Here is a 15,279-nt window from a genome sequence, read left to right on the forward strand (position 1 = left end):
CATGTCGTCGCTTCAACCACCCAAGGAGACCCCGATGGCCCCCACCACCTACGCCCGGATCGGCGCACTCGCCGCGACCCTTGCCCTGACCGGCTCGCTGTGTGCGTGCGGCGCCACGCCCGTCGCCACCGAGAATGCGAGCGGCGGCACGAGTACCCCCGCCTCCGGCAACTATCCGATGACGGTCGACGACTGCGGCACGACGGTGACGGTCGAGGAGGCTCCCCGTAAGGTGCTGACGATCGGTCAGGCGGCCGTCGGGCTGCTCGACGCCGCGGGCGCCTCCGACCGGATCGTCGCCCGCTCCGGCGAGTTCGGCGCGGAACTGCCGCCCGGACTACGCACGCCTCCCACGTCGTCGACGATCCTCGACCCCGCGGACCCCAAGGCGGAGGCGATCCTCGACTCCGGCGCGGACACGGTCGTCGGCTACGGGCTGTTCGAGGCCGAGCCGTCCGACCTGTCGAAGGCGGGGATCACCCTGCTCACCGTCCAGGGGGAATGTGGCCACGACACCGGCGACTCCGGACCTGGGCTGGGGATCGACGTCGTCCCCGCCGACGTCCGCCGTCTCGGCACGGTGTTCGGCACCTCGGAGGTCGCGGAGAAGTCCGCGGCCGGGCTCGAGGCGGAGATCGAGCGACTCACCACCCGCAAGGGCTCGGGCACGGCCGCCTGGGTCTACTACTTCGGCGCAACCGATCCCCTCTCGGCGTACGGGGGGACGGGCATCGCCCATGACGTCCTCGCCCGCACCGGCCTGACCAACGTCTTCGCCTCGCAGAAGAAGACCTACGTCGAGACGAGCCCCGAGGCCCTGCTCGCGCAGGACCCGGACTGGATCGTCCTCAGCTATGGGGGCTACGGCGAGAGCAAGGAGGCGGCCGAGGCCAAGTTCCGCGCCGAGAAGGGCGCCGCCACCCTCTCGGCGGTGAAGAACGACCGGATCATCCTCGTTCCCAGTGACTCCAGTGCGCCGTCCCCGCGGGTCGTCGAGGCGCTGAAGGCCGTGGCGGATGCGGTGACCGGTGCCTGAGCCCGATGAGTCCGGCAAATCCGGCACGGCCGTGGCCGCCGCGACGACGCGAACCCGTGCGCCGAGCGCCCGTCTTGAGGCGATCGGCGTCACCGTGCGTCACGGCACGACGACTGCCGTGCAGCGCGCCGATCTGCGCGTCGTGGCCGGGGCGACCACGGGGCTCGTCGGTCCCAACGGCAGCGGCAAGACGAGCCTGCTGCGAGTTCTCGCCGGGCTCGCGCGACCCGACGAGGGCGTGGCCAGGCTCGATGGGATCGACCTGGGCGAGGTCCGCGATCGCGACCGCGCGCGCCGCGTCGCCTACGTGGGCCAGGTCGAGAACGGCGACGCACCGTTCACCGCCCGGCAGATCCTCACCCTCGGCCGTGCCTGTCTGCGGCGCGACTGGGAGCGCACGACCCGCGGGGACGCGCACGCCGTCGAGGTCGTCCTCGAACGGATGGGGTTGACCGGGCTCGCCGACCGCCGCCTCGATGCGATGTCGGGCGGAGAACGTCAACGGGTGCTCATCGCGCGGGCGCTCGCGCAGGGGGCCGACACGCTCGTGCTCGACGAGCCGACCAATCATCTCGACGTCGCGCACCAGCAGCACGTGCTCGGTCTGTTGCACGACGGCCCCGAGACGGTGCTCGTCGTCCTCCATGACCTCGATCTGGCGGCAGCCTTCTGCGACCGCGTCGTCATGCTCGATGCCGGTCGGATCGTGGCCGCAGGGACGCCGGGGGAGGTGCTCGACCCCGCGCGGGTCGAGCAGGTCTACGGCGTGCGGGCGCGCCGCCTCGATCTCGCGGACCGGCCGCATCTCGTCCTCGGCCGATGACGCCGGCCTCCCGACGCGGCGGCGGGTCACCTGACGTGGAAGACGGGATGGCAGCGAGGCTGGGGTGATCACCCCACGTCTGCTGCCATCCCGTCTTCCATCATGCGGAGGCGCCCCCGACCGGGGAGGACCCCCGCGTCGCTCGACGATCAGCCCCCCAGCGCCGCCAAGACGACCTCCTTCGCCTCCTGCTGCACCTGCGCGAGGTGCTCGCGACCCTTGAACGACTCCGCGTAGATCTTGTAGACGTCCTCGGTGCCGCTCGGGCGGGCCGCGAACCACGCCGACTCGGTGACGACCTTGACCCCGCCGATCGGGGCTCCGTTGCCCGGGGCCTCGGTGAGGATCGCCGTGATCGGCTCGCCCGCGAGTTCTTGTGCCGATACATCGGCGGCCGACAGCTTCTTGAGTCGCGCCTTCTGCTCGCGGTTCGCCGGGGCGTCGACCCGGGCGTACGCGGGCTCGCCGTGCTTGGCGACCAGCTCGGCGTAGTGCTGCGAAGGGCTCTTGCCGGTCGTGGCCTGGATCTCGCTCGCGAGCAGGGCGAGGATGATGCCGTCCTTGTCGGTGGTCCACACCGTGCCGTCCATGCGCAGGAACGACGCGCCCGCCGACTCCTCGCCACCGAACGGGCCAGAGCCGTCGAGCAGCCCGGGCACGAACCACTTGAACCCGACAGGCACCTCGACGAGCCGGCGCCCGAGATCACCGGCGACGCGGTCGATCATCGAGCTCGACACGAGGGTCTTGCCGACGAACCCGTCGGCCGGCCACTGCGGACGTGCCCCGCCGAACAGGTACTCGATCGCGACCGAGAGGTAGTGGTTGGGGTTCAGCAAACCGCCGTCGGGAGTGACGATGCCGTGCCGGTCGGCGTCGGCGTCGTTGCCCGTCGCGATGTCGTAGGTGTCCTTCTGCGCGATGAGGCTCGCCATCGCCCACGGCGACGAGCAGTCCATGCGGATCTTCTCGTCCCAGTCCAGCGTCATGAACCTCCAGGTCGGGTCGACGAGCGGGTTGACGACCGTGAGGTCGAGTCCGTAGTGGTCGGCGATGGCCTGCCAGTAGTCGACCGACGCGCCGCCGAGCGGGTCGGCGCCGACCTTCACGCCCGCCTTCTTGATCGCAGCCATGTCGATGACGTTCTCGAGGTCCTCGACGTAGATGCGCTTGAACTCGTACGGCTCGCACTTCTCCTTGGCCTGCGCGAACGGGAGCCGCTGCACGCCCTCGAGCCCCGCCCGCAGGTACTCGTTGGCCTTGTCGGCGATCCACGTCGTCGCGTCGGTGTCGGCCGGGCCGCCGTGGGGCGGGTTGTACTTGAACCCGCCGTCGGTCGGCGGGTTGTGGCTCGGGGTGACGACGATGCCGTCGGCGAGCCCGGAGTGCGCCGGCAGGTCGTCGACCCCACCGATCTTGCCCTTGTTCGCCCGCAGGATCGCGTGGCTCACCGCGGGGGTCGGCGTGTAGCGGTCCTCGGCGTCGACGAGCACCCGCACCCCGTTCGCGACGAGCACCTCGATCGCGCTGACCCACGCCGGCTCGGAGAGTCCGTGGGTGTCGCGCCCGATGAACAGCGGCCCGTCGAAACCCTGCTCGGTGCGGTAGTCGACGATCGCCTGCGTCGTCGCGAGGATGTGATGCTCGTTGAACGCCGTCTTCAGGCTCGAACCGCGGTGGCCCGAGGTGCCGAAACTGACCTGTTGGTCGACGTTCTCGGGGTCGGGCGTGAACGCGTAGTACGCGGTGACGAGGTGGGGGACGTCCACGAGATCGGACGGCTGGGCGGGCTTACCGGCGCGTGAGTCGTTCATGCCCCCATCCTGGCAGTCCCCGGACCGGCGCGGTGAGGTGAAGCCCGATCGCCGCCCGAGAAGTCACAGGCAGGAGGGCAACTCCCGTCGGGAGAGGGTTGCGGGCCCATCCACGGTGGCGTCCGCGAGGGCCATTCGCCGGGCGAGATCCTCGCGATGCCGATGCAGCAGCGCGGCCCGACCCGCCTCGTCGGAGGCGATGAAGAGGCGGACCCGGGCCAGGGAGAGCCCCGCGTCGATGGCATCGCCGTCGTCCGCGCCCACGAACCGTGGGACGGGTGAGGGCGTCACGGGTGGTTGCGTCGGGCCGGCTCGTCCCGGGTGAGGGTGGCATGGGTATGCGGGTCGGCGAGCAGAGCCGCGATCAGGGGATCGTCGCCCCCGATGAGGGTGGCTCGATCGGTGACCCCACGCTCGACGAGCCAGGATCGGTCGGCGGGCCACAGGAACCGAATCCACTCCCAGTCCATCTCCTGATCCCACCAAGGGGTGAGGAGGTCACCGAGCCGGCCACCGACGAACCGCGTGGCGATGGGCTCGACGTGAGTCGTGACGGGAGGCTGCCAGACGGCGCCGGTGGCGTCACCGAACCCCCGGGTCGCTGCCGCCGACGCCGGGGTTCGCTCCAGCAGGCAGCGCCGCACGGCCTCCCGTTGTCGCGACGTGGGCCGGTCGCCCGGTCGATCGTGATGGGGGATCGCGACGGCGCGACCGAAGGCACCGTGCCGCACTCCGGCCTCTGTGTAGATCCAGGTGCTCGGGTGGGCGTCGACGACCCACGCCAGTTCGGCGCGGTCGGGCGCGAACCACTCGCCATCAGTGGGAGGACGTACCACGGGAGGGGAGAAGCCCTCTCCGTTCGATGCAGCCAAGGGGCGCGCAGCCAAGCCCGGCGTCGCGAGCAGGCTCGCGGCGAGGGCGTCGTCGCCGAACACGAAACCGGTCGGCAGATCGGGGCTCGCGTACAGCAGCCAGGACCGGTCTGCAGGCCAGAGGAAGCACCGGAACTCCCCGGCGAGGGCTTCGTCCCACCACGGCGCCGTCAGGTCGGCGAGGGTGCCGGCGACGAAGCGGTAGCGCACATCCCTGTCCACGGCCACCGCGACATCCAGTGGGGGGTCCCACGGTTCGTCGAACCCACCTCCGTAGAAGCCGCGGACGCCGTTCGCGGTCGGTCCCGACCGCGCCAGCAGAGCGCGTCGGAGATGGCCGGCCTGCACCGTGGTGGGCCCACCGTCGGGTGAGTGGCCGTGTGGGATGGCGACCCCCGCCGCGAAGGTTGCGGGACGTCGCGGCGCGCCGCGGGCATCGGCAGGCCACGACTCCTCGATCCACGCCAGGTCGCCCGGCTCGACCGGGCGCAGCGTGCGGATGGTCATGTCGCCCTCCGCATCGTCACGCAGACACGACTGGCGGTTCTGCCCGTTGAACGAGATCGTCGCACGGTCACCACGGCTGCGTCACGCTCGCGTGGCCTCCTCCGGCGTGAGGTAGACGCTCGCGCCGAGTTCGACGAATTCCTTCGACTTCTCCCGCATGCCCTCCTCGATGACGGAGTCGTCGGTGAGATCGCCGGTCTCTTCTGTCTCACCACGGGCCGCGCCGTACTTCTGCCGGATGTCGGCGCTGATACGCATCGAGCAGAACTTGGGTCCGCACATCGAGCAGAAGTGCGCGGTCTTCGCCGGCTCGGCCGGCAGGGTCTCGTCGTGGTACGCCTGCGCGGTCACGGGGTCGAGCGACAGCGCGAACTGGTCGTGCCAGCGGAACTCGAACCGGGCGCGACTCATCGCGTCGTCCCAGGCGCGCGCGTGGGGATGCGCCTTGGCGACGTCGGCGGCGTGCGCCGCGATCTTGTACGTGATGACACCGGTCTTGACATCGTCGCGGTCGGGCAGCCCGAGGTGCTCCTTGGGAGTGACGTAGCAGAGCATCGCCGTGCCCTTCCACGCGATGTTCGTCGCACCGATGGCCGAGGTGATGTGGTCGTAGCCGGGTGCGATGTCGGTGACCAGCGGACCGAGCGTGTAGAACGGGGCGCCGTGGCACCAGTCCTGCTGCAGCTCGACGTTCTCGGCGACGAGGTCGAGCGGCACGTGACCCGGCCCTTCGACCATGACCTGCACGTCGTACTCCCACGCGCGCTGCGTGAGCTCGGCGAGGGTGCGCAGCTCCGCGAGTTGGGCCTCGTCGTTGGCGTCGGCCACCGATCCCGGCCGCAGCCCGTCGCCGAGGCTGAACGCGACGTCGTAGCGCGCGAAGATCTCGCACAGCTCGTCGAAGTGCTCGTAGAGAAAGCTCTCTCGGTGATGCGCCAGGCACCAGCCCGCCATGATCGAGCCGCCTCGGCTGACGATGCCCGTCACCCGGTCGGCGGTGAGCGGCACGTACCGCAGCAGCACCCCGGCGTGGATCGTCATGTAGTCGACGCCCTGCTCACATTGCTCGATCACGGTGTCCCTGAAGATCTCCCACGTCAGCGCCTCGGACCGGCCGTCGACCTTCTCGAGCGCCTGGTAGATCGGCACGGTGCCGATGGGCACGGGGGAGTTGCGGATGATCCACTCGCGCGTCGTGTGGATGTCGTCGCCGGTCGACAGATCCATGAGCGTGTCGGCGCCCCACGTGACGGCCCACGTGAGCTTGTCGACCTCCTCGGCGATCGAGCTCGTCACCGCCGAGTTGCCGATGTTGGCGTTGACCTTGACGAGGAAGTCGCGGCCGATGATCATCGGCTCGCTCTCGGGGTGGTTGACGTTGGCGGGGATGATCGCCCGGCCCGAAGCGACGGCCTCGCGCACCTGCTCGGGGTCGCAGCCCTCGCGCGCGGCGACGAACGCCATCTCGGGCGTGACGACGCCCCGGCGTGCGTAGTGCATCTGGGTGACGCGCCGGCCGTCCTTCGCGCGCAACGGTCGGCGTCGTTCGCCGCGCCATTCCTGAGATGCCGCACCGCGGCGCATCGCGGAGCGGCCGTCGTCCAGCAGGTCGCGCTCACGTCCGGAGTACGCCTCGACGTCCTCCCGCGCCTCGATCCACGCCTGGCGCATCGGGGCGAGGCCCTGCTCGGGCACGGAGCCGGGGCCGGAGGTCGAGTACCGGTCGAACGACTCGCCGTTCGTCAGTGCGACCCGCGTGACCGGAACCCGCAGGCGCTCCCCGCCGGGCGCCGTCACCTCGGTCTCGACACGGGTGTGCGCCGGATGCACCGTGGTCAGGTGCTCGGCGTGGATCGGGGAGTGCTCGGGAGCGCTCTCGCCGGTGATGCCGGTGGTGCTCGTGGTGTTCGTGCTCGTGGGCGTGGTCGTCATGACTCTCGCTTCCGCTCGGCCGGGCCGCGCGGGCCGGGTGCGGCGAGATGGATACGGCGATCGGTGACACGATCGAACGCCCACCACGACAGTCCCTCCGCCGGCATGACCCGGATCAGGTGTGACGGTCCGGGGCGGCCTCAGCCCCATCTCAGCCCGCTGCCGCAGGCACCCGTGGTCGGTCCGCCCATCGTAGCGGCGCTCAGCGCGTGTAGCGGCTCATCGCGTGCACGTGATCGGCCGGAACGCGCTCGGCGGTGAGGCAGGCGCGGATCGCGGACTCGACCTCGGCGTCGTCCATCCCCGTCCCGATCGCGACGAGTTGCGTGCAAGGGTCCTGCCCGTCCGGCCAGGGACGCCGCTCGAACGCGAGCCATCCGCCCACGCCCTGCACGAGGTACTGCCGCCGGTGACCCGGCAGGTCGATCCACGTGCGGCCCTTGACGCGGAACACTCCGGCCGGCCGGTTCTCGAGGAACGCCACGAGGTCGCGCGGGGACACCGGGAGGGGGGACTCCACGCTGACCGAGGTAAAGGCGTGGTGGGCGTGGTCGTGATGGTCGTGGGCGTGATGGTCGTGCCCTGCGACCGACTCTCGAAGCAGGTCGGTGAACGAGAGCTGCCCGGTGGGCTCCTCGCGGTCCGCGGCGTCGAAGAGCATCGCCGGGTCGACTCGCCCGAAGGTCGTCCGCACGACCGGTGTGCCGGGGGCGTGGCGTGCGAGCGTCTCGTCGAGCCGGCGAAGCGCGCCGGAGGCCTCGTCGAGACTGTCGGTCTTGTTGACGACGAGCAGGGAGGCGACCTGCAGGTGGTCGAGCGCGATCGGCAGCGCGTCACGCGTGCTGCCGGCTGAGGGCTCGTCGAGCCACAGCGTGGCGTCGAGCAGCTCGACGACGCCACCGAACCGGATTCGCCGAACCGAGCTCGCGAGGATCATCCGCGCGAGCTCGCGCGGCTCGGCGAGTCCGGAGGCCTCGACGATGATGACGTCGAGGTCGAGAGCCGGTGCCGAGAGTGACGCGAGCGTGTCGTCGAGCTCGCTCGGATCCGAGAGGCAGCACAGGCATCCACCCGAGATCGTCGCCGTCGCGTCGACGTGGCCCTCGACGAGGAACGCGTCGACGTTGACGTCGCCGAAGTCGTTGATGACGACGCCGACGCGCCCGACTCCCTGTCGCAACAGATGGTTGAGCAGCGTCGTCTTGCCCGAGCCGAGGCTCCCGGAGAGGACGATGACCGGCACGCGGGAAGAAGACATGGGCCCCACGGTGCCATGACGGAGGGCGCGACCGGGCGGGCGTCTAGATGAGAAGGATTATCACGTACGATCGCGACCATGATTGGAATGATTCTCGACAAGAAGTCTCGCTCCCGCACGCTCGCGGCCCTCTCGGTCCTCGCGCTCACGTCGACCGCCGCCTGCGGCGGTTCCCCCACGGCACCCGCGCGCCAGGCGCCCACCGCCGTGCCGGCCTCCACGGGCTCGGCGGCCGAACAGGGTCCGGTGGCCGACTCGGATGCGGGTGGGAACGAGAAGGAGGTGGCAACCGTGAAGCCGCGGCTGCTCATGTCCCACGCCGAAGGCCTCACGCTGCTCGATGCGGACTCCGGAGTCGTCGTCGCGAACAAGAAGCACCCTGCGTTCCTGCGCCTCGCCAACGCCGGCGACGGCCGGCACGTCATGGTGGCCGACGGCGACACGTTCCGGGTGTACGACACCGGCATCCAGGCCCAGAAGCACGGCGACCACTACCACAACTACGAATACATCCCGGGTCTCACCGCCAAGACGTACGCGATGCCCCACGCCGGGCACGTCGTCCTTCATCACGGCCGCACGGTGCTCTTCGCCGACGGCACCGGCGAGATCAAGGCCCTCGACTCGACGAAGATCGCGGGCGCCAAGCCCCAGATCACCGAGTACAAGACCGACACCCCGCACCACGGCGTCGCGGTTGAGCTCGCCGACGACACCCTCGTGCGCACCGAGGGGACCGAGGACGAACGCCACACGATCAAGGCCATCAAGGACGGCAAGACCACCGCCGAGACGACCGACTGCCCCGGCGTGCACGGCGAGGCCGTCGCCGAGCCCACGGCCAAGGGCGACGTGCTGGCCTTCGGCTGCGAGAACGGCCCGGTCGTCTACCGCGACGGCGCGTTCCACAAGGTGCCGGTCAAGGACGCGTACTCACGCAGCGGCAACCTCTTCGGGCACGAGGAGAGCCCGATCGTCCTCGGCGACTACAAGATCGACAAGGACGCGAAGCCGGTCGAGCGGCCGACGCGCATCTCGCTCATCGACACCCGCACCGACACCCTCCGGCTCGTCGACCTGAAGTCGCCGTACTGGTTCCGCTCGTTCGCGCGCGGCCCGCAGGGGGAGGGGCTCGTGCTCACCTACGACGGCAAGCTGCACGTGATCGACGTCGACTCCGGAAAGCAGACCGCCGCGATCGATGTCATCGAGCCCTGGCAGGAGAAGGAGGACTGGCAGGAGCCGGGACCGGCCGTCGAAGTCGCCGGTTCCAAGGCCTACGTCACCGACGCGGAGAACAAGAAGATGTCGGTCGTTGACCTCGCGACCCGAAAGGTCGTCACGACCTACGACCTGCCGGCCGCGCCCGTCGAGATCGCCGTCACCACCGGAAAGGCCGAGGTGCCCGCCGACGCGCACGAGGGCCACGACCACACCGAGGGTCACGACCACACTGAGGGTCACGACCACACTGAAGGTCACGACCACACTGAGGGCCACGATCACGCCGGTCACGAACACTGAGAGCCGGCCGCGCCACGAGGACCACGGCCACCGACCGCTCGAACAGGCACTTTCATTCGGTTCGAGAGGGTGAAACCGCCTGTTCGAGCGTGAGGGGGGCCGATCGCGTCGTCGTCCTCCTCGGCGTTCCTCGGCACGCCTCGGTCCTCCTCGGTCCTCCTGGGGAGCAATGATCAGAACCTGTGGATGGCTCTCGGCGGGTGGGCGTGGTGGAGCGCACCTTCCCGAGGATGATCTTGTCGTAACAGAACTCTGATCAGGACCGGCGTTGGCGCGCTGGTTCAGAAAGGTGCGCTCATGCTCACCGTAGTCCAGGACGAGACGACGACCAACGCCGCCGGTGGCGGGTCGCTGTTGGATGAACTCGCCCGCGAAGGCGCAAGGAAGATGCTGGCGACAGCGTTGCAGGCCGAGGTCGCCGCCTACATCGAAGCTCACGCCGAAGACGTGGACGAGAACGGGCGCCGTTTGGTGGTCCGCAACGGCTACCACGAGCCGCGGGAGGTGACCACGGCCGCGGGCGCTGTGGCGGTCCGGCAACCGCGGGTGAACGACAAGCGCGTCGATCCTGCCACTGGGGAACGTCGCCGGTTCTCCTCGGCGATCCTGCCGGCCTGGTGCCGTAAGTCCCCGCAGGTCGCCGAGGTGTTGCCGCTGCTGTACCTGCATGGACTGTCCACGTCGGATTTCGTGCCGGCGTTGGAGCAGTTCCTCGGCACCAGCCATGGCCTGTCGGCAGCGACGATCACCCGGCTGGTCAAGGACTGGCAGGCCGAGGCCGCCGCGTTCACCCAAAGGTCCTTGACCGGGACCGACTTCGTGTACGTGTGGGTCGACGGCATCCATCTCAAGGTTCGCCTCGAGGCCGACCGGGTGTGTCTGTTGGTGATGATCGGGGTGCGTGCCGATGGCACCAAGGAGCTCATCGCCCTCGACGACGGCCATCGGGAGTCGACAGAGTCATGGCTGGACCTGCTGCGCTCGGTCCATGACCGCGGCATGAGGGCGCCGGTGCTGGCCATCGGGGACGGCGCGCTGGGGTTCTGGGCCGCGCTAGGCCAGGTGTGGCCCGAAACGCGTGAGCAGAGGTGCTGGTTCCACAAGATCGGCAACGTGTTGAACACGTTGCCGAAGTCGGCCCAGGCGGGCGCGAAGGCCGCACTCGGTGAGATCTGGAACGCCGAAGACCGCGCCCATGCCGAGAAGGCGGCCCGACGGTTCGCCGCGGACTACGGGGCCAAGTGGCCCAAGGCCGCCGCGAAGATCACCCAGGACCTCGAGGAGCTCCTGGCGTTCTACGACTATCCGGCCGAACACTGGATCCACCTACGGACCACGAACCCGATCGAGAGCACGTTCGCCACCGTCCGGCTGCGGCAGCGGGTCACCAAGGGCCCCGGCTCCCGCGCCGCCGGAGTCGCGATGGCGTTCAAGCTCATCCAGTCCGCACAATCCCGGTGGCGGGCCGTGAACGCGCCCCACCTCGTCGCCCTCGTCCGCGCCGGCGCGAAGTTCGACAAAGGCGTCCTCGTCGAACGACCCGACGAATCAAGCCCCGACGCTCACGCCGCGTAACCCACCGATCCACAGGTCTTGACAATTACTCCCTCCTGGGTGCTCCTAGGCGCTCCTCGTCAGTCCTCGTCGTCGGAGAGGCTGCCGGCCGTGATCGTCGTGCGGTCGAACGGGGTGCGCTGGTAGACGCTGTAGTTGAGCCAGTTGGCGTAGAGCAGGAAGCCGTGGGAGCGCCACGACTGCCGCGGCCGCTGCGTGGGGTCGTCGTGGGGGAAGTAGCGGCGCGGCACCTCGATCTGCCTGCCCTGGGCGATGTCGCGTTCGTACTCGCCGGCCAGTGTGTCGGCGTCGTACTCGGGGTGACCGGTGACGTAGATCTGTCGGCCGTCGCGGCTCGCGGCGAGGTAGAGCCCGGCCTCGTCGGAGGTGGCGATGACCTCGAGAGCCGGCTCGGCCTCGACGTCGGCGATACGCGTGCCGGTGTGCCGGGAGTGGGGGGCGAAGAACGTCTCGTCGAACCCGCTGACGATCCGGGCCCTCGGGGCGAGGACGTCGTGCTCGAACACCCCGAACATCTTGGCGTCGAGCTCGACCTTGTCGATGCCGAAGTACCGGTACAACGCGGCCTGCGCGCCCCAGCAGACGTGCATCGTCGACCACACGTTCGTCCGGCTCCAGTCGAGCAGCTCACACAGCTCGGGCCAGTAGTCGACCTCTTCGAACCGGAGCTTCTCGACCGGTGCGCCGGTGATGATGAGCCCGTCGAACGTCTCGTCGCGCACGTCGTCGAAGCTGCGGTAGAACGCGTCGAGGTGCTCGGGGGCCGTGTTGCGTGACTCGTGGGTGCGCATCGTCAGCAGAGTGATCTCGACCTGCATCGCCGTGTTGCCGAGCAGCCGCAACAACTGGGTCTCGGTCGCGATCTTCGTGGGCATGAGGTTGAGGATCGCGATGGACAGCGGCCGGATGTCCTGATGATCCGCGCGCTCGCGCGACATGACGAAGATGTTCTCCTCCGCCAGGGTGCGCCGGGCGGGCAGAGAGTGCGGAATGTTGACGGGCACGTGGTGTCTCCGGATCGAGCGGTCGGTGTGGCCTCGTGGCCGTGAAGCCGTCGCCACGATAGTGGGCGCGGCTCGTCGCCCTCCGGGGAGTTCGCCTGGTGGGCCGGGGGAAGGCGCAAAGGACCGGTCCTCACCTCGTCGCGCCTCCGACTCCGCGCAGGGTCGAGGGGTGCCGGAAACGACGGCTGTCTCGGCGGGGTCGGGCGACTCAGGCGGGGGCCGACGGGCCAGGGCGCGTCGATCCGCCTGGCTCGTGCCCGTCACCCTGCTCGCGCTCACCACCCCGCTCGCGCTCGCCACCCTGCTCGGGTTCGAGCGTGAGCGGCGCGATGCGCGGTCGCTTGGGTGCGATGCCGTCTCCCGAGCTCTGTCCGCGGATGCGCCGAACGATCCACGGGCGCAGGTGGGTCCGGGCCCACTCCCGGTCGGCGGCGAGCGATTCCCACCGCGACAACGGCGAGGCGGCGGGCAACGGCTCCCNGTCCGGCTGCGGCAGCGGGTCACCAAGGGCCCCGGCTCCCGCGCCGCCGGAGTCGCGATGGCGTTCAAGCTCATCCAGTCCGCACAATCCCGGTGGCGGGCCGTGAACGCGCCCCACCTCGTCGCCCTCGTCCGCGCCGGCGCGAAGTTCGACAAAGGCGTCCTCGTCGAACGACCCGACGAATCAAGCCCCGACGCTCACGCCGCGTAACCCACCGATCCACAGGTCTTGACAATTACTCCCTCCTGGGTGCTCCTAGGCGCTCCTCGTCAGTCCTCGTCGTCGGAGAGGCTGCCGGCCGTGATCGTCGTGCGGTCGAACGGGGTGCGCTGGTAGACGCTGTAGTTGAGCCAGTTGGCGTAGAGCAGGAAGCCGTGGGAGCGCCACGACTGCCGCGGCCGCTGCGTGGGGTCGTCGTGGGGGAAGTAGCGGCGCGGCACCTCGATCTGCCTGCCCTGGGCGATGTCGCGTTCGTACTCGCCGGCCAGTGTGTCGGCGTCGTACTCGGGGTGACCGGTGACGTAGATCTGTCGGCCGTCGCGGCTCGCGGCGAGGTAGAGCCCGGCCTCGTCGGAGGTGGCGATGACCTCGAGAGCCGGCTCGGCCTCGACGTCGGCGATACGCGTGCCGGTGTGCCGGGAGTGGGGGGCGAAGAACGTCTCGTCGAACCCGCTGACGATCCGGGCCCTCGGGGCGAGGACGTCGTGCTCGAACACCCCGAACATCTTGGCGTCGAGCTCGACCTTGTCGATGCCGAAGTACCGGTACAACGCGGCCTGCGCGCCCCAGCAGACGTGCATCGTCGACCACACGTTCGTCCGGCTCCAGTCGAGCAGCTCACACAGCTCGGGCCAGTAGTCGACCTCTTCGAACCGGAGCTTCTCGACCGGTGCGCCGGTGATGATGAGCCCGTCGAACGTCTCGTCGCGCACGTCGTCGAAGCTGCGGTAGAACGCGTCGAGGTGCTCGGGGGCCGTGTTGCGTGACTCGTGGGTGCGCATCGTCAGCAGAGTGATCTCGACCTGCATCGCCGTGTTGCCGAGCAGCCGCAACAACTGGGTCTCGGTCGCGATCTTCGTGGGCATGAGGTTGAGGATCGCGATGGACAGCGGCCGGATGTCCTGATGATCCGCGCGCTCGCGCGACATGACGAAGATGTTCTCCTCCGCCAGGGTGCGCCGGGCGGGCAGAGAGTGCGGAATGTTGACGGGCACGTGGTGTCTCCGGATCGAGCGGTCGGTGTGGCCTCGTGGCCGTGAAGCCGTCGCCACGATAGTGGGCGCGGCTCGTCGCCCTCCGGGGAGTTCGCCTGGTGGGCCGGGGGAAGGCGCAAAGGACCGGTCCTCACCTCGTCGCGCCTCCGACTCCGCGCAGGGTCGAGGGGTGCCGGAAACGACGGCTGTCTCGGCGGGGTCGGGCGACTCAGGCGGGGGCCGACGGGCCAGGGCGCGTCGATCCGCCTGGCTCGTGCCCGTCACCCTGCTCGCGCTCACCACCCCGCTCGCGCTCGCCACCCTGCTCGGGTTCGAGCGTGAGCGGCGCGATGCGCGGTCGCTTGGGTGCGATGCCGTCTCCCGAGCTCTGTCCGCGGATGCGCCGAACGATCCACGGGCGCAGGTGGGTCCGGGCCCACTCCCGGTCGGCGGCGAGCGATTCCCACCGCGACAACGGCGAGGCGGCGGGCAACGGCTCCCGCCACGACTCCGCGTCCTCACTCACGCCGAGCGTGTAGGCGGCCTGCGCGGCGATGCGGGCGTGCCCCTCGGGGGAGAAGTGGATGCGGTCCTCGGCCCACATGCGCGGATCGCGCAGCGGCCGCAGGTTCCACAGGTCGAGCACGTAGCACTCGTGCCGACTCGCGACGCCCCACAGCCCCGCCGTGAACTCCGCCATGCGCGGGTTGACGCGACCCACGATCGGGGACTCGCTCACGTTGGGGGAGGTGACGAGCAGCACGTCGGCCCCCGTCTCCTTGATACGGATGACCGCGTCCTCGAGCTGGTCGACGACGTCGTCGATGCTCACCTTGGCCCGCAGGCAGTCGTTGCCGCCCGCGCAGAAGCTCACGAGGTCGGGAGTGAGCTCCAGTGCGGCGTCGACCTGCGGCCCGGCGACATCGGCGATGAGCCGGCCGCGGATCGCGAGGTTGGCGTAGCCGAACTCGGCGCCTGCCTGCGCGTTGTGGGCCGCGAGGTACGCGGCGAGGCGGTCGGCCCAGCCGGCGAAGGCGCCCGGCTGGTCGGGGGAGGGATCCATGAGTCCCTCGGTGAACGAATCACCCACGGCGACAAAACGTTCCCAGGTCCGTGTCTCCACGAGGCACAGGCTACCAGCGGGTACAACGGTCGCCACCAGAGCGCGACCGCCGCCACAGCACGACCGCCGCGGCCCCGACACGGAAGATGGGATGGCAGCCGACGTGGGGTGATCACCCCGGCGTCGCCGCCATCCCA

General features: G+C 69.9%; 12 protein-coding genes, 1 pseudogene and 1 riboswitch. Of the genes and pseudogenes, 5 read left to right on the forward strand and 8 right to left on the reverse strand.

The window, feature by feature from the left end; translation table 11 throughout:
* The first annotated feature begins 34 nt into the window (after nt 1–34).
* Both BN1197_RS08195 and BN1197_RS08200 read left to right on the forward strand, forming a co-directional pair.
* The gene (locus BN1197_RS08195; protein WP_040158293.1) at nt 35–1,036 is read left to right on the forward strand and encodes an ABC transporter substrate-binding protein; all 1,002 of its coding nucleotides are present in this window, start codon (nt 35–37) and stop codon (nt 1,034–1,036) included.
* Nucleotides 1,029–1,859, forward strand: a complete 831-nt coding sequence (locus BN1197_RS08200) for an ABC transporter ATP-binding protein (protein ID WP_217991173.1) — start codon at nt 1,029–1,031, stop codon at nt 1,857–1,859. Before BN1197_RS08195 ends, BN1197_RS08200 begins: the two co-directional genes overlap by 8 nt.
* 149 nt (nt 1,860–2,008) lie before the next feature.
* Here the strand turns inward: BN1197_RS08200 and pgm are convergent, their stop codons facing one another.
* The 5 genes from pgm to BN1197_RS08225 form a co-directional block, all read right to left on the reverse strand.
* Nucleotides 2,009–3,673 carry a phosphoglucomutase (alpha-D-glucose-1,6-bisphosphate-dependent) gene (gene pgm / locus BN1197_RS08205; RefSeq protein ID WP_040158295.1) on the reverse strand — a complete coding sequence of 555 codons (1,665 nt, stop codon included), beginning with the start codon at nt 3,671–3,673 and terminating at the stop codon, nt 2,009–2,011.
* A gap of 63 nt (nt 3,674–3,736) precedes the next feature.
* A complete protein-coding gene (locus BN1197_RS08210) occupies nt 3,737–3,964 on the reverse strand; it encodes a hypothetical protein (protein ID WP_040158297.1) in 228 nt (75 codons plus the stop codon).
* Nucleotides 3,961–5,052, reverse strand: coding sequence for a hypothetical protein (locus BN1197_RS08215; protein ID WP_040158299.1), 1,092 nt, complete (start codon nt 5,050–5,052; stop codon nt 3,961–3,963). Before BN1197_RS08215 ends, BN1197_RS08210 begins: the two co-directional genes overlap by 4 nt.
* 81 nt (nt 5,053–5,133) lie before the next feature.
* Nucleotides 5,134–6,984 carry a phosphomethylpyrimidine synthase ThiC gene (thiC, locus tag BN1197_RS08220; protein ID WP_095999878.1) on the reverse strand — a complete coding sequence of 617 codons (1,851 nt, stop codon included), beginning with the start codon at nt 6,982–6,984 and terminating at the stop codon, nt 5,134–5,136.
* Nucleotides 6,985–7,058: 74 nt separating this feature from the next.
* Nucleotides 7,059–7,170: riboswitch (TPP riboswitch) on the reverse strand.
* 16 nt (nt 7,171–7,186) lie between these two features.
* Nucleotides 7,187–8,242, reverse strand: coding sequence for a CobW family GTP-binding protein (locus BN1197_RS08225; protein WP_040158301.1), 1,056 nt, complete (start codon nt 8,240–8,242; stop codon nt 7,187–7,189).
* Between the two features lie 78 nt (nt 8,243–8,320).
* Between BN1197_RS08225 and BN1197_RS08230 the strand changes: the two genes are divergently transcribed.
* Together BN1197_RS08230 and BN1197_RS08235 are read left to right on the forward strand one after the other, a co-directional pair.
* Nucleotides 8,321–9,766, forward strand: a complete 1,446-nt coding sequence (locus tag BN1197_RS08230; RefSeq protein ID WP_040158303.1) for a hypothetical protein — start codon at nt 8,321–8,323, stop codon at nt 9,764–9,766.
* Nucleotides 9,767–10,063: 297 nt separating this feature from the next.
* On the forward strand, nt 10,064–11,341 hold the full coding sequence (locus BN1197_RS08235) for an IS256 family transposase (RefSeq protein ID WP_040158305.1): 1,278 nt from the start codon (nt 10,064–10,066) through the stop codon (nt 11,339–11,341).
* Nucleotides 11,342–11,400: 59 nt separating this feature from the next.
* Here the strand turns inward: BN1197_RS08235 and metA (BN1197_RS08240) are convergent, their stop codons facing one another.
* A complete protein-coding gene (gene metA, locus BN1197_RS08240) occupies nt 11,401–12,345 on the reverse strand; it encodes a homoserine O-acetyltransferase MetA (protein WP_040158307.1) in 945 nt (314 codons plus the stop codon).
* A 481-nt stretch (nt 12,346–12,826) separates the two neighbouring features.
* On the opposite strand from metA (BN1197_RS08240), the pseudogene BN1197_RS08250 reads away from it, so the two are divergent.
* Nucleotides 12,827–13,036, forward strand: a pseudogene (locus BN1197_RS08250) (IS256 family transposase); the annotation flags it as partial.
* A 59-nt stretch (nt 13,037–13,095) separates the two neighbouring features.
* Here the strand turns inward: BN1197_RS08250 and metA (BN1197_RS08255) are convergent.
* Nucleotides 13,096–14,040 (reverse strand): homoserine O-acetyltransferase MetA, encoded by a 945-nt coding sequence (metA, locus tag BN1197_RS08255; protein WP_040158307.1) that lies wholly within the window; start codon nt 14,038–14,040, stop codon nt 13,096–13,098.
* A 208-nt stretch (nt 14,041–14,248) separates the two neighbouring features.
* Nucleotides 14,249–15,142 carry an SGNH/GDSL hydrolase family protein gene (locus BN1197_RS08260; RefSeq protein WP_095999880.1) on the reverse strand — a complete coding sequence of 298 codons (894 nt, stop codon included), beginning with the start codon at nt 15,140–15,142 and terminating at the stop codon, nt 14,249–14,251.
* Nucleotides 15,143–15,279 lie beyond the last annotated feature (137 nt).

This window comes from Mobilicoccus massiliensis (assembly GCF_000826525.2).
GTDB lineage: Bacteria > Actinomycetota > Actinomycetes > Actinomycetales > Dermatophilaceae > Mobilicoccus > Mobilicoccus massiliensis.